We start from the raw sequence: 19,058 nt of genomic DNA on the forward strand, positions 1-19,058 counted from the left end.
TGGACTGATATTTGACCAACGGCTGCGAGGAGATCGAGCAGGCGGGACAGCCGAGGACGCCCGCGGGCATCGAGGAGGGGGTGCCGTCGTGACGACGGCACCCCCTCCTCGATGTTCCGGACCTACGGCCGCTTCCGCCGCTCGCGCACGCGCATGTTGACGGTGATCGGGGTCCCCTCGAAGCCCCAGACCTCACGGAGGCGTCGGGTGATGAAGCGCCGGTACTGCGGGTCCAGGAACCCGGTGGTGAACAGGACGAATGTCGGGGGTCGCGAGGACGCTTGCGTCCCGAACAGGATCCGCGGCTGCTTGCCGCCGCGGACGGGGTGGGGGTGTTCTTGGACGAGTTCCGCGATGAAGGCGTTGACCTTCCCGGTGGGGATGCGCGTGTCCCACGAGTCGAGCGCGACCGTCAGCGCGGGCACCAGCTTCTCGAGGTGCCGACCGGTCCGAGCCGAGATGTTGACACGCGGCGCCCAGGCCACGTGTGCCAGGTCCTGCTCGATCTCACGCTCCAGGTACCGCCGGCGGTCGTCATCGAGCAGGTCCCACTTGTTGAACGCGAGCACGAGCGCGCGGCCGGACTCGAGGACGAGGTCGATGATCCGCAGGTCCTGCACCGAGATCGGCTCGGTCACGTCGAGGATGACGACCGCGACCTCGGCCTTCTCGAGCGCCGCCGTGGTGCGGAGCGACGCGTAGAAGTCGGCGCCCTGCTGCATGTGCACCCGCTTGCGGATGCCCGCCGTGTCGACGAAGCGCCAGACCCGGCCGCCCAGCTCGATCTGCTCGTCGACGGGATCGCGCGTCGTCCCGGCGAGGTCGTTGACCACCACCCGTTCCTCGCCCGCCGCCTTGTTGAGCAGCGAGCTCTTGCCGACGTTCGGTCGGCCGAGGATCGCGACGCGACGGGGGCCGCCCACCTCTTGCTTGGCGACCGCGGAGGTGTCGGGCAGCGTCGTCACGACGAGGTCCAGCAGGTCGGCGACGCCGCGACCGTGCAGGGCCGACACCGGGTGCGGCTCGCCGAGGCCCAGGTTCCACAACTCGTGGACGTCGAGCTCGCGGCGCTCGTCGTCGACCTTGTTCGCGGCGACGATGACCGGCTTGTCGGTTCCCCGGAGCATCCGCACGACGTGCTCGTCCGTCGCGGTCGCGCCGACGGTGGCGTCCACGACGAACAGGACGGCGTCCGCCAGGTCCACGGCGACCTCTGCCTGCGCCGCCACGGACGCGTTGATGCCCGTGGCGTCGGGCTCCCACCCGCCGGTGTCGACGAGCGTGAAGCGCTTGCCGTTCCATTCCGCCTTGTAGGAAACCCGGTCGCGCGTCACACCCGGGACGTCCTGGACGACTGCTTCGCGGCGGCCGAGGATCCGGTTGACCAGCGCCGACTTGCCGACGTTCGGACGTCCCACGATCGCGAGCACCGGCAGGGCCGGCAGATAGGTCTGGCCGTCCTCACCGAGTTCGGCCCCGTCGAGGAGCTCGATGTCCTCCTCGTCGAGGTCGTAGTCCTCGAGTCCAGCCCGGAGCGCGTTCGCCCGCTGTTCCGCGTCGGCGTCGTCGAGCTGGTCGAGCCGCTCGCCGAGCGCGCGGTCGTACTCGGGGAACGAGTCCCCGCCGGAGGAGTCGGCGACGTCGTCGCTCAGGTCGTCGGGATGCGCCATGTGTCAGTCCTGTGGGGTGGTGGCCGTTCGGGCCAGATCGACCACCGCCTGCACGGTCTGGTCGAAGTCGAGATCGGTGGAGTCGACGGTGGTGACACCGTCCGCGGCGTTCATGAAGTCGACGACCCGAGCATCGGCCTGGTCACGTCGCGCCAGGGCACGGGCCGTCTCCTCGGGTGTCTGCGTCGTCACCTCAGCAGAACGTCGGGCCATTCTAACCGACTCGTCCGCCGTGAGCAGGATCCGCACCTCGGCGTCCGGCGCGACGACCGTCGTGATGTCGCGCCCCTCGGTGATGATCCCCGGCGCGTCCGCACGGCGCATCACGTCGCGGAACAACTGCACGAGCTTGGCCCGGACGGCCGGGAGCTTGGCGATGTGCGCAACCGCAGCGGTCACCTCGGGTGTCCGGATCGCCTCGGTGACGTCCGTGTCGCCCACGCGGACGAAGTAGTCGTCGGGGTCGGTGCCGATCTGGTAGCGGAACGTGTCCCAGGACGCCACGACGGCTGCCGGGTCGTCCAGGTCGACGCCGGACCGGAGCGCGTGCCACGCGAGCGCCCGGTAGGCGGCTCCCGTGTCCTGGTAGTCGAAGCCCAGCACCCGCGCCGCCGCCCGCGACACGCTCGACTTGCCGCTCCCCGCCGGACCGTCCACGGCGACCACGAACTTCGCGACGTACGCGCCCTGCGGCAGACCCGCGGGCAGGGGGTCCCGCATCGAGCCCGGCTCGCCGGCCGGACCGTCCGGAGCGCCGCCGAGCACGTCACTGATCCCGCCACCGGGAGCACCGCCGCCCGGTGTCGCCGGACCGGGCGCACCACCCGGAGTCGGGAGGCCGGCGTCGGGGCCGTCCGGACCACCGGTCACGCCGCTGTCGCCGAGCGCCGTGCCGCCCATCGCCGCGGTGCCCGTCTCGTCGGTGCCCATCTCGTCGGTGCCCATTTCGTCGGTGCCGTTCATGCCCATGCCGCTGCGATCCTCCATCCACGGCGCTCGAGCTCGTCGAGCAGCCGCTGTTCTTCCTCCGGTACCACCGAGACCTCGACGATGCCGATGGGCGCTCCCGGAGAGTGCTCGAGGCGCAGGTCCTCGAGGTTGACGCCGATCTGCCCGATCTCGGTCAGCAGGCGGGCCAGTTGGCCGGGCTGGTCATCGATGAGCACGACGACCTGGCTGTACCGCCGGGTCGTGCCGTGTTTGCCGGGCAGCCGGGCCACGCCGAGGTTGCCGGCGGCCATCGCGCCCGCGATCGTCCTGGGGGCTCCCGGGGCGGTGGGCTCGGCGAGCGCGGCGATGACGGCGTCGAGTTCAGCGCGGAACGCCTCGAGCACCGGCCGGATCCGCGGCGCGTTCGCACCGAGGATCTGGACCCAGAGGCCGGGATCGCTCGCGGCCACCCGGGTGACGTCGCGAACGCCGCCACCCGCGAGACCGAGCGACGTGTCAGGAGCGTTGCGCAGCTGCGAGGCCATCAGCGTCGACACGAGTTGGGGCGCGTGGGACACCAGGGCGACGGCCTCGTCGTGGGTGTCGACGTCCATCTCGACGACGGTCGCGCCGAGGTCCAGCGCGAGGTCCTCGACGGCCACGGCACGCTGATGCGTGATGCCGTCGTGGCCCGCGATGACCCAGGGCCGTCCGATGAACAGGTCCGCGCGCGCGGCGATGGCGCCGCTGCGCTCGCGACCCGCCATCGGGTGCGATCCCACGTATCGGCTGACGTCCGCTCCGCGCTGTCGGAGCGCTGCCAGCGGACCCGCCTTGACGCTCGAGACGTCGGTGACGACCGCGTCCGGGTGTGCGTCCAACTCGCGTGCGACGACCGACGCAGTCACGTCCGGTGGCACCGCGACGACGACGAGGCCAGGGCGGTCACCGTCGGACGCGAGCCGACCGGCCCCGTAGTCCGCGGCGAGTGCGAGCGCTGCAGGCGAGGCGTCGTCGAGGACGACGTCCACGCCCTGTTGCCGGAGCGCGAGTCCGATCGAGGCGCCGAGGAGCCCGGTCCCGACGATCCGGACCTGTCCGCTGACCCGACGCTGGCCGGGGGACTCGGGCGCGGCGGTCGGGGCGGTGCGGGAGGGCCCGGACGAGGCCGACGGATCCGTTCGGGTCACGGTCGTGTCCTCTCCATCACACGCAGGGGCCCGAGGACGACGGCGCTCGGGGCGCCCCGGTACCGCGGGCACCACCCGAGCCTACCGATGCCCGACGCGACGGCTCGTCGTGGCCGCAGCGCGTCAGTCCTCCGGGTCCCGCTCCACGCGGTCCGATCCACGGTTCCGATGCCGTCGCGCGATGGTGAGCAGCGCTCCGAGCTCCTGCGTCGTCAACGCGCGCTGCCGGCCCACGCCGAGCGTGCCGAGGTGGAGCGGCCCAAACGACCGACGCACGAGCTCCTCGACCGGGTGACCGACCGCGTCGAGCATGCGCCGCACGATCCGGTTCCGTCCGGAGTGCAACGTGATCTCGACCAGGGAGGACCCGCGCGCGTTCTCGAGCAACCGCGCCTTGTCCGCCGCGATCGGACCGTCCTCGAGTTCGACACCGTCGATGAGGCGCTGGATCGTCGCGGGCGTGACGCCGCCCTCGACCTTCGCGATGTAGGTCTTGGTCACGCCGAACGACGGGTGGGCGAGGACGTGCGCGAGCGCACCGTCGTTCGTGAGGACCAGGAGGCCCGAGGTCTCGGCATCGAGCCGCCCGACGTTGAACAGTCGCTCGTCGTACCGGTCGGCGTACTGCGACAGGTCGGGCCGTCCGTGCTCGTCGTGCATGCTCGAGACGACGCCCGTCGGTTTGTTGAGCATCACGTATCGACGCGAGGTGTCCACCTGCACCGCGAGACCGTCGACGGCGATCTCGTCGTGCTCGGGGTCCACGCGTCGGCCGAGAGCATCGACGACCTCGCCGTTCACCGTGACGCGTCCCTCGGCGATGAGGTTCTCGGCCACCCGCCGACTCGCGATCCCCGCGGCCGCGATCACCTTCTGCAGGCGCTCTCCCTGGGGCAGATCGCCGGCCGGGAGGCCGACCCCATCCGGACCTCCACGCCCGGTTCCCGAGCCGGTCGCGTCGTCCCACTCGGGGATGATGGGGCGCTCCGGCGTCCCCTCGAGCGGGAGCCCTCGTTCATCCACGGCACCGGGCCGGAGCGGGGTGGTGTCCGGCCGGGCGGCGGGAGTGCGGCGCCCCGATCGTCCGTCGTCGTCACGGCGCTGGTTCCGTGGGTTCGCGGTGCCGCCGACGTACCGACGACCGTTGTGCCACACCCGCGAGTCCGCGGGGTCGGACCGCTGCGCGTCGCGTCGAGGGTCCTGCCCGCGGCCGGCCCGGGGGTCCCGCTCGCGGCCGGCCCGGGAGTCCCGCTCGCGGCCACCCCGGTCGTCCTGTCGGCGATCGTCACGCCCGGCTCGCCGCCGGGAGTCGTCCCCGCCGTGTCGCCCGCCACGGAAGCGCTCGTCCCGCGGAACACTCGAACGATCGCTCTGGTCGTCCCGACGTCGCTCGGGCCCGCCCCCACGGCGACCCTCGCCGCGCGAACCGAAGCCTCCCGTCGGACGGTCGCGGGACGGATGTTGGCCGTACGGCCGCTCGCCACGGGCGCCGTCATCGCGCCCACGGTCGCCGTACGGCCGACCGTCGTTCGGCCGCTCGCCACGGGCGCTGTCGCCGCGACCACGGTCGCCGTACGGCCGACCGTCGATCGGCCGGTCACCACGGGCGCCGTCACCGCGCCCACGGTCGCTGTACGGCCGGCCGCGATCGGGACGGCCGCGATCCGGACCGTCTCGATCCGGACGACCACGATCAGCGCCTCCGGCACCGGGACGAGCCCGGCCGTGCCCGTTCCCGTCCGGCCTCGATCGGTCGGACCGATCCCGCCCCCTCGGGTCCCGGTCGTCGTCATGCGCGGCCATCGGCGAATCCTTCCGTGCCGTCCTCGAGGAGCGGCGAGATGAGCGGCAGCTCCTCGAGCGTGTTGATCCCGAGCTGGGTGAGCAGCAGGTCCGTGGTCACGTAGTTGATCGCGCCGGTCTCGCTGTCGGTGAAGGACTCCGCGATGAGTCCGCGAGCCACGAGGGTCCGAACGACACCGTCCACGTTCACGGCGCGGATCGACGCGATCTGAGCACGTGTGATCGGTTGCTTGTAGGCGACGACCGCCAGGGTCTCCAGCGCTGCTTGCGAGAGACGGGCGGGACGTTCGGCGCGCACGAACTGCTCCACCACCGGGTCGAGTTCGGACCGGACGTAGAAGCGCCAACCGCCGCCGACCTCACGGAGTTCGAACCCGCGGCGGACCCCGCCGTCCGCCCCGTCGAAGTCATGGACGAGGCGGTCGATGGCCTGCCGGACCGCGGGCACGGGCGCGCCGACCGCGGTCGCGAGCGCGATCGGGGTCTGGGGTTCGTCCGCGATCATCAGGATCGCCTCGATCTGACGGTCGATCGGCACGCCGAGGCCTGCCGCGCCACTCCGAGCAGCGTCGGCGCCGTTCGCGGCGTCCACTGCCTCGCCCTCACGGAGCTCCTGCTCGGCGAAGCGGGCCTCGGCGATCTCGTCGGCGCCGCCGGGCTCGTCGGAGCCGCCGGCACGACCGCCGCTGCTGTCATCCGTCATAGTCGGCTCCCAAGTTGGCGAGGCTCTCGTCGGACCAGTGGTCCGCGGTCCAGCGGATGGTGAGTTCCCCGAGGGGCTCGAGCTGTTCGAACGCGATGGAGGCGTTCCGGTACAACTCGAGGATCGCCAGGAAGCGAGCCACCACGATACCCGTCTCGGTCACGCCGGCGATCAGTTGCCGGAACGTCACCTCGCCGCCGTTGCGGAGCATCGACACGACGATCGCGGCCTGCTCGCGGATGCTGACGAGCGGCGCGTGGAGGTGGTCGAGCCCCACCGTCGGGATCTCGCGCGGGGCGAGTGCGACGGCCGCGAGCGCCGCGAAGTCCTGTACGGACAGTGTCCAGACGAGCTCCGGGGTCCGAGCCCGGAACCGCTCCTCCAGCCGCACGGACCGGACGTGCCGGCGCACCTCGGTGTCCCACTGCGCCCCGAACCAGTGCGCGGCCTGCTTGAACGCCCGGTACTGCAGCAGCCGCGCGAACAGCAGGTCGCGTGCTTCGAGCAGGGCGACGTCCTCGGCGTCGACGAGTTCGCCCTGTGGCAGCAGCCCCGCGATCTTCAGGTCGAGCAGGGTGGCGGCGACGACCAGGAACTCGCTCGCCTCGTCGAGCTCCTCAGCGCTCTCGGCCGCCCGCACGTATGCGATGAACTCGGTGGTCACGGCGCTGAGCGCGACCTCGGTGATGTCGAGTTCACGCTTGGTGATGAGCGACAGGAGCAGGTCGAACGGCCCGTCGAAGTTCGCCAGCGTCACCCGGAACCCCGGGCGCCCGTCGGTCTCGGTGGCCGACGCGGTCAGGGCCTCCGGTGCCGTCCGCGTCGGGTCAGGCGACGGCGCCACGGAAGACGAGTTCCCGCGCGAGCGCCCGGTACGCAGCCGCTGCGGGGTGGTCGGGCGCGGTCTGGGTGATCGGTCGCGCGGAGACCGTGGCGTCGGGGAACTTCACGGTGCGCCCGATGACGGTCTCGAACACCTTGTCGCCGAACGCGTCGACGACCCGCTCCATGACCTCGCGCGAGTGCAGCGTCCGGGAGTCGTACATGGTGGCGAGGATGCCGTCGAGCATGAGTGCCGGGTTGAGCCGGTCGCGCACCTTGTCGATGGTCTCGATGAGCAGCGCCACCCCGCGCAGCGCGAAGAACTCGCACTCGAGTGGGATGAGCACGCCGTGCGCGGCCGTGAGGGCGTTGACGGTGAGCAGTCCGAGCGAGGGCTGGCAGTCGACGAGGATGACGTCGTAGTCGCGCGAGACCTTCCGCAGGACCCCGGCGAGGATCTGCTCGCGAGCGACTTCGCTGACCAGGTGGACCTCGGCTGCGGACAGGTCGATGTTCGCGGGGATGACGTCGAGCCCGGGCGTCCCCGTGCCCTGGATGATCGTGTTGGGGTCCTTCACCGTGCCGATGAGCAGGTCGTAGACGGTGGGGACGTCGTGCGTGCGGACACCGAGTCCCGCCGACAGCGCACCCTGCGGATCGAAGTCGACCGCGAGCACGCGGCGTCCGTACTCGGCGAGCGCTGCGCCGAGGTTGATCGAGGTCGTCGTCTTGCCGACGCCGCCCTTCTGGTTGCACAGGGTGATGATGCGGGCGGGCCCGTGGCCGTCGAGTTCTTCGGGCACGGGGAACGTCCGAACGGGTCGCCCGGTCGGACCGATCGCGGGCTGGGTCGTCGGGTTCGTGGGCACGCTGCAATCGTAGCGGCGGCCGACGACGCGGCCGGGAGGCGCACCCCACGCCGCCCCGCGCCGCACGCTCGGCGACGCGCGGCCAATCAGGCCCGGGTGCCGCCGGTGCGCACACCTGCACGGGTCGGTCGTCGCGCCCGCGGGTGGCTCGTGACGTAGACGTCGTGGAGCATGTCGGCGGTCACGAGCGTGTAGATCTGCGTGGTCGCCACCGACGCGTGGCCGAGCAGCTCCTGCACGACCCGGACGTCGGCTCCGCCTTCGAGCAGGTGCGTCGCGAACGAATGCCGGAACGTGTGGGGCGAGACGTGCGCGGTCAGGTGGGCGCGTTCGGCAGCGGCCTGGATCACCAGCCATGCGCTCTGCCGGGACATGCGCGCCCCGCGGACACCGAGGAACAGCGCGGGGGTCGCCGTGCCGCGCGCGGCGAACACCGGCCGGGCCCGGACCAGGTAGGCGTCGATGGCGGCTCGCGCGTAGCTGCCGAGCGGCACGATCCGCTGCTTGTTGCCCTTGCCGGTGACCCGGACCACGGCGATCTCCGACTCGTCCCCGTCCTCGTCGTCATCGTCGGGCGGCAGGGCCGTGACGTCGTCGACGCTGAGGCCGACCGCCTCGGAGATCCGGGCCCCCGTCGCGTACAGGAGTTCGAGCAACGCGCGATCGCGGAGCTGCACGGGATCGTCTCCGTCGACGGCGGCGAGGAGTGCGCCCATCTGGTCGATCGTGATCGCCTTCGGCAATCGCATGGGGGACTTCGGCGGTCGCACGGACGCGGCGGGATCCGCGGGCAGGACGCCCTCCGCAGCGGTGAACGCCGAGAACGACCGGATCGACGACAGCATCCGGGCGATGCTCCGGGGCGCGAGCGGCCCCTCGGGCCGGGTGGCCAGGGAGGTGACGAAGTCGGACACGTGCGACTTCGTGAGACGTCGGACGTCCTCGACCACGACCGCCCCGTCGGGGTCCGACTCCAGCCACTGTCCGAAGACCGTCAGGTCTCGTCGGTACGCCGCGAGCGTGTGCTCGGACAGTCCCCGCTCCACGGCGACGTGGCGCAGGTAGCTCCCCACGGCAGCGTCGTACGTCGTCACGGCATCCAGGCTAGGCGACCGAGGTCCCGGTCCGCCCGACGCGGACCCACCCCGCGGACCCACCCCGCGAGGTCGAGCGGGCCTCCGACGTGGCCCGAGCCCGCGATCCCGACCCTGCCCTCGGTCCTCCGCGTCAGCGGGACTCGACCCGGTCCACGGCGAGCGCCGCCAGGGACAGGATCGCGTTGCCGAGCCGGCCGCCGAGCACGCCCTGCACGACGTCCTCGCGCGGCACCCACCGCTTCACGATGTCGGCCTCCTCGAAGGAGCGCTCGAACGCCTCGTCCTTGGCACGGACGCCGCGGGCACGGTAGACGATGATCACCTCGTCGCTGCCGCCCGGCGACGGGGTGAAGCGGAGCAGTTCCGACCAGTCGTCGGCCTCGAGGTCGGCTTCCTCGCCGAGTTCGCGCTTCGCGGCGTCGAGCGGGTCCTCCCCCTGCTGGTCGAGGAGCCCGGCGGGCAGCTCCCAGTCCCGCTTGCGGATCGGGTGCCGGTACTGCTGGATGACGAGGACCCGGCCTTCGTCGTCCTCGGCGTAGACGGCGACGGCGCCGGTGTGCGCGATGTACTCGCGCACCATGTCCTCGCCGTTGTAGTCGACCGTGTCCTTCCGGATGTCCCAGACGGCGCCCTCGTACACGACCTCGGACGCCTTGAGCGGTGGTTCCAGGTGCTCGTCGGCGAGCGGGGTCTCAGCGGGCGTGGGTTCGGGGTCGTTCGTCGCGGTCTCGGTCACGCATCCATCCTGCACCTCGCAGCGACGACGACACTCGACCGCCGGGGCGGCAGTGGACGGCGCAGCGCGACGCGGACATGGGGAGGACGGACGACGGGAGGGACGGTACCGACTGGCACCGTCCCTCCCGTCCGCGTCGCCGGTGGTCAGACGGACTCGGTCTCCGGCTCCTGCACCTCGAACAGTCGCGAGGCCTCCTGACGGTCCAGCGCCGCGGAGACGAGGCCGGCGAAGAGCGGGTGCGCGTGGTTCGGCCGCGACCGCAGCTCCGGGTGCGCCTGGGTGCCGATGTAGAAAGGGTGCACGGACCGGTCGAGCTCCACGTACTCGACCAGCGTGCCGTCGGGCGACGTCCCCGAGAAAACGAGACCGGCGTCGGCGATCTGGTCGCGGTACTTGTTGTTCACCTCGTAGCGGTGACGGTGTCGCTCGGATGCCTTCGCCGCGGCGTACAGGTCGCGGGCGAGCGTGCCCTCGCCGAGCTCGGCCGGGTACAGGCCGAGCCGCATCGTCCCGCCGAGGTCGCCGCCGGCGATGATGTCGACCTGCTCGGCCATGGTGGCGATCACGGGGAACGGCGTCTCCGGGTCGAACTCGGACGACGACGCGTGCGGCAGACCCGCCTCGTTGCGCGCGTACTCGATGACCATGCACTGCAGACCGAGGCACAGACCGAGGGTCGGGATCCCGTTCTCGCGGGCGAACCGCAGCGCACCGAGCTTGCCCTCGATCCCGCGGACGCCGAAACCGCCCGGCACACAGATGCCGTCGACGTCACCCAGGTGCTTCGCCGCACCCTCGGGCGTCTGGCACTCGTCCGACACGACCCACTTCAGCAGCACCTTGGTGTTGTGCGCGAAGCCGCCGGCCCGCAACGCCTCGGTGACGGACAGGTAGGCGTCCGGCAGGTCGATGTACTTGCCGACCAGTCCGATGGTGACCTCGCGCTTCGGCTCGTGCACCGCGCGGAGCACCTCGTTCCAGCTCGACCAGTCCACCGGGCCCGCGGACAGCCCGAGCGCGTCGATGATGTACGCGTCGAGGCCCTGGTTGTGCAGCATGGTCGGGATGTCGTAGATCGACGGCACGTCCACCGCGTTCACGACCGCGCCCTCGTCGACGTCGCACATGAGCGCGATCTTCCGCTTGTTCGAGTCCGACACGGGGCGGTCCGAGCGGAGCACGAGCGCATCGGGCTGGATCCCGATCGAGCGCAGCGCGGCGACGGAGTGCTGCGTCGGCTTCGTCTTCTGCTCGCCCGAGGCGTTCATGAAGGGCACGAGGGAGACGTGCACGAAGAACACGTTCGCCCGCCCGAGCTCGTGTCGCACCTGGCGGGCCGACTCGATGAACGGCTGCGACTCGATGTCGCCGACGGTGCCACCGACCTCCGTGATGATCACGTCGGGCTGCGGGTCGTTGCTCGCCTGCTCCCGCATCCGGCGCTTGATCTCGTCCGTGATGTGCGGGATCACCTGCACCGTGTCGCCGAGGTACTCGCCCCGGCGCTCCTTGGCGATGACCGACGAGTAGACCTGCCCCGTCGTGACGTTCGCGGACTGCGACAGGTTGATGTCGAGGAACCGCTCGTAGTGGCCGATGTCGAGGTCCGTCTCGGCACCGTCGTCGGTGACGAAGACCTCGCCGTGTTGGAACGGGTTCATGGTGCCCGGGTCGACGTTGAGGTAGGGATCGAGCTTCTGCATCACGACGCGCAGGCCCCGCGCGGTGAGGAGGTTGCCGAGGCTCGCGGCGGTGAGGCCCTTGCCGAGCGAGGAGACCACGCCACCGGTGACGAAGATGTGCTTCGTGACCTTGGAGGGCTGGTCAGGAGAAGAGGATCGAGTACCGCCGCTGAAGATGTCCGCCACGGGCTTCCATTGTATGGCACGGGGCGTCACCCCGTCGATGCCGCCCGGAGCGGCGGGCGGTGCCGGCGGCGGTCCGGGTGTGTCGCGGCGCCATGCCCCCAGGACGCGACGCCGACGGAGCGCTCGTCCGGTCCGCACGGCGCCCGCAGGATGCCGGGAGGCCCGACCGCCGCCCGCCTCAGACGCTCGCCGCCGCCATCTGCAGCAGTTCGCGCGCGTGCTCGATACCGCTCTCGCTCTCGTCGAGTCCGGACAACAACCGCGCCATCTCCTGCAGTCGGTCCTCACCCTGCAGACGCTGGACGCTGCTCGAGGTGACGGCACCCGAGGCGTCCTTGACGACCCGCAGGTGGTTCGTGGCGAAGGCCGCCACCTGCGCGAGGTGCGTGACCACGACGACCTGGGTCGTCCGCGCGAGGCGGGCCAGGCGGCGTCCGATCTCGATCGCCGCCGCTCCCCCGACCCCGGCGTCGACCTCGTCGAAGACGAACGTCGGCACGGTGGTCGTGCCGGCCATCACGACCTCGATCGCGAGCATCACGCGGGACAGCTCGCCGCCGGACGCACCCCGGCCGATCGGCCGCGGGTCGGATCCCGAGTGCGGCTGCAGCAGGATCGCGACCTGGTCCCGTCCGGCCTGCCGGTACTCACCGGCATCCGTCACCTCGACGACGAGTCGAGCCCCGGACATCGCGAGCGACGCCAGCTCGTCGGTCACCCGTGCGGCGAGGTCCTCGGCCGCGGTCGTCCGTGCGGCGGTGAGGGCGGTCGCCGTCTCCTCGAGCACGGCGAGGTCCGACTCCACCGCGGCCTCGAGCGCCACGATGCGGTCGTCGTCCCCGTCGAGTTCGAGCAGACGGTCGGACGCCCGCCGCCCGAACGCGATGATGTCGTCGACGTCGTCCCCGTACTTCCGGACGAGCGCGGCGAGCACGGCCCGTCGCTCGTTGACGAGTTCGAGGTCGTGCGCAGCATCACCGTCGAGCGAGCCGAGGTAGCTCGACAACGTCGACGCCGCCTCGCCGACCTGGTACCCGATGTCGGTGAGCTGGTCGAGGATCGGCGCGAGTTCCGCGTCGAAGCCGACCACCCGTTCGACGGCACGGCGCGACGCCTCGACCAGCCCGACCACGTCGGGTGTGCCGTCGAGCGCCTCGCTCGAGAGCGCCTCGTGGGCCAGGCCGGCGGAGAGGCGGAGCTCCTCGAGGTTGCCGAGCCGCTCGGCGCGTTCCGTGAGCTCGACGTCCTCGCCGGGTTGTGGGTCGGCCGCCTCGATCTCCGCGCTCGCGGCCCGCAGCGTGTCCGCCTCCCGGATGCGTTCCTCCCGATCGCGCGTCAGGCCCTCGAGGTCCCCCGCATGCTGCTGCCAGCGGTCGTACGCCGTGGTGTACGCGGCGAGCGCGTCGCGGAGTGCCGAGCCGCCGAAGGCGTCGAGCGCGGCGCGCTGCGCGGTCGCCGAGGTCAAGCGGATCTGGTCGGACTGCCCGTGCACCGTGACGAGCCGGTCGGCGAGTTCCCCGAGCACCGCGACCGGTGCACTCCGTCCACCGACGGTCGCGCGGCTGCGTCCCTCGGCGGAGACCGTCCGCGTCAGGATGAGCTCGCCGTCCTCGACCGCTCCGCCGGCGTCCTCGACGCGCTCGACGACCGGCGAGTCGGCCTCGATCCGCCAGCGGCCCTCGACGACGGCCGACGCACTCCCCCGCCGTACCGACGACGCGTCGGCGCGCGCCCCGAGCAACAGGCCGAGCGCGGTCACGATCATCGTCTTGCCGGCACCCGTCTCACCCGTCACGACCGTGAACCCGGGGCCGAGTTCCAGCGCCGCCTCGCCGATCACCCCGAGGTCCCGGATCCCGATCTCGTCGATCACGATCCGTCCTCGTCGTGCTGGGGCCCACGCCATCCACTGACCGGCAGCTGGAACTTCGCGACGAGCCGGTCGGTGAACGGCGCGTCCTTGAGACGTGCGACCCGGACGGGCTGCGGCGAGCGCCGGACCTCGACGCGCGCGCCGGGAGGCAGGTCGTGGGTGCGTCGTCCATCGCACCAGAGCACGCCCAGGCCGGCCGTCCGGCGCAGGACCTCGACGGCCAACGTGCAGTTCGGACCGACGACGATGGGTCGTTGGAAGAGCGCGTGTGCCCCGAGCGGCACCATGAGGAGCGCGTCGACGTCCGGCCACACGATGGGACCGCCGCCCGAGAACGAGTACGCGGTCGACCCGGTCGGGGTGGACATGACGACACCGTCGCACCCGAACGACGAGAGGGGGCGGCCGTCGACCTCCATGACGACCTCGAGCATCCGCTCGCGGGCGGCCTTCTCGACGGTCGCCTCGTTGAGCGCCCAGGACGAGTAGACGACGTCCTGCCCCAGGATGACGTCGACCTGCAGGGTCACCCGCTCCTCGACGTGGTAGTCGCCGCTCAGCGCACGCTGCACGGTCTCGGCCAACCCGTCGCGCTCGCTCTCGGCGAGGAACCCGACGTGACCGAGATTGACCCCGACGATCGGCGCGTTGACGTCGCGCACCAGTTCAGCCGCGCGGAGGATCGTCCCGTCCCCGCCGAGCACGATCACGATCTCGAGTTCGGACGTCTGCACGTCGACCCCGAGGATGTCGACCTGGCCCACGGAGGCCTCGGCACGCCGGATGTCGGCGTACTCGTCGAACGGCATCACCGGGACGAGGCCTGCGGCGTGCAGCAGGTCGCACACCTCGAGCGCGGCGTCGATCGAGTCCCGCCGGCCGGTGTGCGAGACGAGCAGGATGTGTCGTTCGCCGGTCATCGCGTTTCCTCGTTCCTGTCCGTACCCGTTCGATCCCGCGCGGACGTCGTGCCCCGCACGGACGCCGTGCCCCGCACGGACGTCGTGCCCCGCACGGCGTTCGCTGCGAGCGCCGTCACCCGGGATCGCCACTCCGTGGGCTGTGTCCCGCCGCCCCGCACCAGGTGCACGAGGAACTCGTGGTTCCCGTGCGTACCGAGGATTGGCGACGCGATGACGCCCGCTACGCCGAACCCCAGGTCGTGCGCGGTCCAGAGCACGTTCATGACGGCGTCGTCGCGGAGGTCAGGATCGTGGACGATGCCCTCGCGGATGCCCGTCCGCCCCACCTCGAACTGCGGTTTCACGAGCAGGACGTGTTCGTCGGCCGGGACCGCGTCGGCCAGCGCCGGGAGCACGAGTCGAAGGCTGATGAACGACAGGTCGGCGACGACCAGAGTCGTGGCCGCGGCCCGGGGATCCAGGGCGCGGAAGCCATCGGGCTCGAGGTTCCTGGCGTTCATCCCCTCGACGACAACGACGCGGCGGTCCGACGCCACGCGGGGGTCGAGCTGCCCGTGACCGACGTCGAGCGCGATGACCCGGGACGCTCCTCGCTCGAGGAGCACCTGCGTGAAGCCGCCGGTCGATGCCCCGACGTCGACCGCCACCCTGCCCGCCGGGTCCACCTCGAAGGCGTCGAGCGCCGCGACCAGCTTGTGCGCCGCCCGCGACACCCAGTCGTCGTCCGGTTCGACCGCGAGTGTGGCGTCGGGGCGCACCGGCGACGACGGCTTCACCGCGGTGATGCCGTCGACCGCGACCCGGCCCGCCTGCACCAGCTTCACGGCGGCGGTCCGGGACCGCACGAGTCCCCGCTCGGCGAGCAGCGCGTCGAGCCGCATCGAACGCTCCACGGCACCGGTAGCAGCACCGGAACCAGAACCAGAACCAGAACCAGCGTGCACACCGGCATCGGCGTCACCAGCGGTCCGAGCACCCGCGGCGGGCCGCCCGTCACGCACTCGCGCTGCCACCACCCTCGAGACGCGTGCGGAGCTCGTCATGGAGCTGCGCGAAGGCGTCGGCGCGCTCGGGGAGCGGCTGGTCCTCGATGAGCCGGACTCGGGAGATCAATGCGTCCCCTCCGGTCTCGTCGTGCTCACCCATACGGTCCAGGCTACTCGCCGCCGTACAGCGCCGGATCGACGTCGAGACCGTAGATCGCGAGCCCCGATTCCCAGATCGCAGTCGCCCCTGCCCGCAGGAGGTCGAGGGAGTCGTCGCCGCGCTCCTCGACGCGAACGACGTGTGCCTGCATCCTCACGCGTGCCCCACCGACCCGCACGATCCGCGCTCCGTCGCGGTCGGTTTCGCGGTGCGTCACCGGGTACGGCTCGGCGAGACCGCGGAGGTCACCGAGGACCCACGTCGGCCGCGATCGCTCATCCGCGGCGAGGACCTGCTTCGCTTGGTCGATACCGGTGAGCACGAGCACGCTCGGGATACCGGCGTCGTTGGCACCCTTGATGTCCGTGTCGAGCCGGTCGCCGATGAACAGTCGCTGCGTTCCCCCGAACCGCTCGACCGCCGTCTCGAAGATCGCCCGTTCTGGCTTGCCCGCGACGACGGGCATGCGTCCCACCGCGTTGTGCACCGCCGCCACGAGTGTGCCGTTGCCCGGGGCGATGCCGCGCTCGACCGGGATCGACCAGTCCATGTTCGTCGCCACCCAGGGGATGTCCCGGGCCAGGGCGAACGACGCCTCGGCGAGTTGTCGCCACCCGAGATCCGGTGAGAACCCCTGGATCACGGCCGCTGGCTCGTCGTCGGCGGAGTCCGTCACCCGGAAGCCCCCGGCCTCGACGATGCTCGTCAACCCGACTCCACCGATGACGAGGATCGTCGCCCCCGCTGGCACGAGCGTCGACAGGAGCCGGACGCCGGCCTGCGACGAGGTGACGACGTCGTCCGCTCCGACCTCGAGGCCATAGCCACGCAGGTGCTCGGCGACGTCGGCCGGGCGCCGGGACGCGTTGTTCGTGATGTAGCCGACGCGGGCCGTGGCCGACGCCGCGGTGAGTGCCTCGACCGCGTGCGGGATCGCCGCGGCGCCGCGGTACACGACCCCGTCGAGGTCCGTCAGGACGAGGTCGATGCCGTCCAAGGGAGGACGAGCTGCGTCGTCCGAGTCGGTGCGCGCCGATCCGGACCCATCGTCGTGCACATCGACCGCGCCCGCGATCGGTTTCGATCCAGACCGATCAGCGGTCTGCTCCGGATCCGTCGACGTCGATCGGGTCGGCTTCGTCGATCTCGAACGCTTCGTCGTCGATGTCATCCGACTCGATGACGCCGGCGACGTCGGGCCCTTCGTCGATGCCGTCGTCACCGGTGACGCCGTCTCCGCGCTCGACGAGTCCGTCGCTGGGTGCTTCCCCGTCGTCGCTCCCACTGCCATCGGCTCGCCCGGAGTCGACGGGGGCAAGCTCGTCGTCCTCGCCTCGCTCGTCGTCCTCGCCTCGCTCGTCGTCCTCGCCTCGCTCGTCGTCCGCTCCGTCGATCGCTTCCTCGACCACATCCACCGTCTCCCAAGCATCCTCATCAGCAGCCTCGGCGAGCGCCGCGGTAGCACGATCGACACGGGCCCACCATTCGTCGGCCTCGTCTTGGCGGCCGAGCTCTTCGAGCGTCGCCGCGTAAGCACTGTAGAGCGACGGCGACCAGCTGTAGGCCGTCGCCGGGTCCAGCTGTGGAATCTCCAACTCGGCAAGCGCCGCTGTGGGATTCCCGAGGTCGAGCCGGGCTCCGGACATCGCGATCGCGAGTTCCACCTGCACGGGCACGTCGAGTGCCGCGCGGTCGACGGACCGTCCCAGCTCGAGTGCGCGCTCCGGACGGCCGAGTCCGCGCTCGCAGTCGACCATCATCGGAAGCTGGTCGTTGCGCCCCGAGATACGGCGGTAGGTCCGGAGTTCCCGGAGAGCAGACGCGAAGTCACCCAGTCGGTAGGACGTGATCGCCAGGGTCTCGCGGACCACGGCGACGCGTCCAGCCCGACGTCCGGCGCTGACCGCGTGCGCGTGCGCGAGTTCCGGGTCGTCGTCGATGAGGAGTGCTGCGGCCACGAGGTGCTTCGCGACCCAGTCCGAGTTGTCCTTGCTCAGCGTCTTCAGCTCGGCGCGCGCCTGGATGTCGAGATCACGGGGCTGGATGCCCTCGGGAACGTCCGGGTCGTCGTGACGCGGACGGATGGACCGAGTACCGAACGGATCGCGGTCGACGAAGGCGTCCCGCGACCCCTCACCGAAGCGAGCACCTGCAGACCGGGAGCCGTCACCGAAGCGCGCACGCTCGCGACCGCCGACCCGCCCGTCCTGGCCGCGCGCCCGGTCGTCACGATCGCCGTACGGTCGACCGTCGCGCGGACCCTGCCCGCGGCTGGCTCCGCCCGAACGGCCGCCATCGGAACCAGCACGACGGCCGGCCCCGGCAGGTCCGCGATCATCGCGCCGTTCACGCCGGTCGTCGCCGTACGGTCGGCGGTCGTCAGCGCGCGTCCGGCGGTCGTCGCCGAACCGCCTGCCTTCGTCGCTCCGGGCACGTCGGTCGTCGCCGAAGCGTGTGCGGTCGTCGCCGTACGGACGGCGACCGCCGTCTGCCGGACGGGAGGCCCGGCCATCATCTCGCCCCGCCGCACCCCGACCGACGCCGCCATGATCGGGCCTCGCACCGCCTTGTCCGCGCCCGCGGTCGTCGCGCCATCCCTGGCGGTCCGTACGGGTGCCGTTCGCCCGGAAGTCCCGCCCGTCGCGGCGCGGACGCTCCCCCTCGGAAGGACGTTGCAGGCGCCCAGGACGATCACCGTCGGCACGGCCGGATCCTCGAGGTCCACCCTCGACACCGCGGCCGTTGCCGTCTCGCGGTCCCCCTCGGTACGAACTGCCGCCCCGATCGTCGCGACGCTCGAACTCCCGGGGTCCCCGCACGTACCCGCCGCGCTCAGAGCTCCGGCCTCCTCGGGGACCACGATCGCCGTCGGGGCGCACGACGTCACGCCGCTCACCGTTCTCCCGCCGGTGTCCGGCATCCCGCCACGATGCGGCGCCCCGGTCGTCACCCGATCGACCGCGCCGACCGTCAGCCCCTGATCGAGGACCAGCGCCAGAACCGGGTGCCCCGGTGGAACCGTCACCTGCTCGACCACTGCTCGAGCGGGAGGTTCCGTCGCGTCGGTTGCGCCGGTCGTCGCGGGCTTCGTCTTCGGGGCTGTCGGCCACCATGGCTCCTCGTACGTTCATCCGGAGGTCGTACCGGAGACGGTTCACTGTGTCGTTGTCCACGCTCAGTCCACCACGTGCCGGATGGATCCGCACACATGGCGCGACGGCGCACCGGGTTAAACAGAAATGGCCACCGGCCCTATCGGCATCCGGGGAACGAGTCCCAGGAGTCCGATGGAGGGCCGATGGCCACATCTTCACGTTGAGTCCGGCGGTGTCCTACTCTCCCACAAGGTCCCCCTTGCAGTACCATCGGCGCTGAGAGGCTTAGCTTCCGGGTTCGGAATGTGACCGGGCGTTTCCCTCTCGCTA

Annotated in this window: 17 protein-coding genes and 1 rRNA gene; 1 reads left to right on the forward strand and 17 read right to left on the reverse strand. The window is 71.5% G+C overall.

The genetic code is table 11. The features are described 5' to 3' along the window. Positions 1-122: 122 nt before the first annotated feature. The 16 genes from der to DEI92_RS06705 form a co-directional block, all read right to left on the reverse strand. A complete protein-coding gene (gene der / locus DEI92_RS06630; protein WP_111012817.1) occupies positions 123-1,670 on the reverse strand; it encodes a ribosome biogenesis GTPase Der in 1,548 nt (515 codons plus the stop codon). 3 nt (positions 1,671-1,673) lie between these two features. Further along, positions 1,674-2,390: a (d)CMP kinase gene (gene cmk, locus DEI92_RS06635; RefSeq protein WP_111012895.1), complete on the reverse strand. Its 717-nt coding sequence runs from the start codon at positions 2,388-2,390 to the stop codon at positions 1,674-1,676. A gap of 239 nt (positions 2,391-2,629) precedes the next feature. Next, entirely contained in the window at positions 2,630-3,790 is a 1,161-nt protein-coding gene (locus DEI92_RS06640) for a prephenate dehydrogenase (protein ID WP_111012818.1), read from the reverse strand. Between the two features lie 123 nt (positions 3,791-3,913). Then, the gene (locus DEI92_RS16835; RefSeq protein ID WP_111012896.1) at positions 3,914-4,687 is read right to left on the reverse strand and encodes a pseudouridine synthase; all 774 of its coding nucleotides are present in this window, start codon (positions 4,685-4,687) and stop codon (positions 3,914-3,916) included. 892 nt (positions 4,688-5,579) lie between these two features. Continuing rightward, positions 5,580-6,296: an SMC-Scp complex subunit ScpB gene (gene scpB, locus DEI92_RS06655; RefSeq protein ID WP_111012820.1), complete on the reverse strand. Its 717-nt coding sequence runs from the start codon at positions 6,294-6,296 to the stop codon at positions 5,580-5,582. Continuing rightward, positions 6,286-7,140 (reverse strand): ScpA family protein, encoded by an 855-nt coding sequence (locus DEI92_RS06660; protein ID WP_111012821.1) that lies wholly within the window; start codon positions 7,138-7,140, stop codon positions 6,286-6,288. Before DEI92_RS06660 ends, scpB begins: the two co-directional genes overlap by 11 nt. Beyond that, complete coding sequence (locus DEI92_RS06665; RefSeq protein WP_111011364.1) at positions 7,124-7,987, reverse strand: ParA family protein; 864 nt, start codon at positions 7,985-7,987, stop codon at positions 7,124-7,126. The genes DEI92_RS06660 and DEI92_RS06665 overlap by 17 nt, the downstream gene beginning before the upstream one ends. Before the next feature lie 86 nt (positions 7,988-8,073). Then, positions 8,074-9,081: a site-specific tyrosine recombinase XerD gene (locus tag DEI92_RS06670; RefSeq protein ID WP_258370099.1), complete on the reverse strand. Its 1,008-nt coding sequence runs from the start codon at positions 9,079-9,081 to the stop codon at positions 8,074-8,076. 133 nt (positions 9,082-9,214) lie between these two features. After that, on the reverse strand, positions 9,215-9,820 hold the full coding sequence (locus DEI92_RS06675; protein ID WP_258368754.1) for an NUDIX hydrolase: 606 nt from the start codon (positions 9,818-9,820) through the stop codon (positions 9,215-9,217). A 146-nt stretch (positions 9,821-9,966) separates the two neighbouring features. Beyond that, entirely contained in the window at positions 9,967-11,691 is a 1,725-nt protein-coding gene (locus DEI92_RS06680; RefSeq protein ID WP_309147131.1) for a CTP synthase, read from the reverse strand. A 178-nt stretch (positions 11,692-11,869) separates the two neighbouring features. Further along, positions 11,870-13,564: a DNA repair protein RecN gene (recN, locus tag DEI92_RS06685; protein WP_111012822.1), complete on the reverse strand. Its 1,695-nt coding sequence runs from the start codon at positions 13,562-13,564 to the stop codon at positions 11,870-11,872. Next, positions 13,561-14,484 carry an NAD kinase gene (locus DEI92_RS06690; protein WP_111011366.1) on the reverse strand — a complete coding sequence of 308 codons (924 nt, stop codon included), beginning with the start codon at positions 14,482-14,484 and terminating at the stop codon, positions 13,561-13,563. The genes recN and DEI92_RS06690 overlap by 4 nt, the downstream gene beginning before the upstream one ends. Then, positions 14,481-15,368 (reverse strand): TlyA family RNA methyltransferase, encoded by an 888-nt coding sequence (locus DEI92_RS06695; protein ID WP_111012823.1) that lies wholly within the window; start codon positions 15,366-15,368, stop codon positions 14,481-14,483. Before DEI92_RS06695 ends, DEI92_RS06690 begins: the two co-directional genes overlap by 4 nt. 112 nt (positions 15,369-15,480) lie before the next feature. Then, positions 15,481-15,633, reverse strand: coding sequence for a hypothetical protein (locus tag DEI92_RS16505; RefSeq protein WP_181434694.1), 153 nt, complete (start codon positions 15,631-15,633; stop codon positions 15,481-15,483). A 10-nt stretch (positions 15,634-15,643) separates the two neighbouring features. Beyond that, a complete protein-coding gene (locus DEI92_RS06700) occupies positions 15,644-16,630 on the reverse strand; it encodes an HAD-IIA family hydrolase (protein ID WP_258370100.1) in 987 nt (328 codons plus the stop codon). Positions 16,631-16,727: 97 nt separating this feature from the next. Then, positions 16,728-17,504 (reverse strand): hypothetical protein, encoded by a 777-nt coding sequence (locus tag DEI92_RS06705; protein WP_309147132.1) that lies wholly within the window; start codon positions 17,502-17,504, stop codon positions 16,728-16,730. 198 nt (positions 17,505-17,702) lie between these two features. Here DEI92_RS06705 and DEI92_RS16510 point away from each other — a divergent pair, with 198 nt between their 5' ends. Next, a complete protein-coding gene (locus DEI92_RS16510) occupies positions 17,703-18,614 on the forward strand; it encodes a hypothetical protein (protein ID WP_181434718.1) in 912 nt (303 codons plus the stop codon). Positions 18,615-18,952: 338 nt separating this feature from the next. Here the strand turns inward: DEI92_RS16510 and rrf are convergent. After that, positions 18,953-19,058 (reverse strand): 5S ribosomal RNA (gene rrf, locus DEI92_RS06710); the annotation flags it as partial.

Source organism: Curtobacterium sp. MCBD17_034 (genome assembly GCF_003234515.1).
Taxonomy (GTDB): domain Bacteria; phylum Actinomycetota; class Actinomycetes; order Actinomycetales; family Microbacteriaceae; genus Curtobacterium.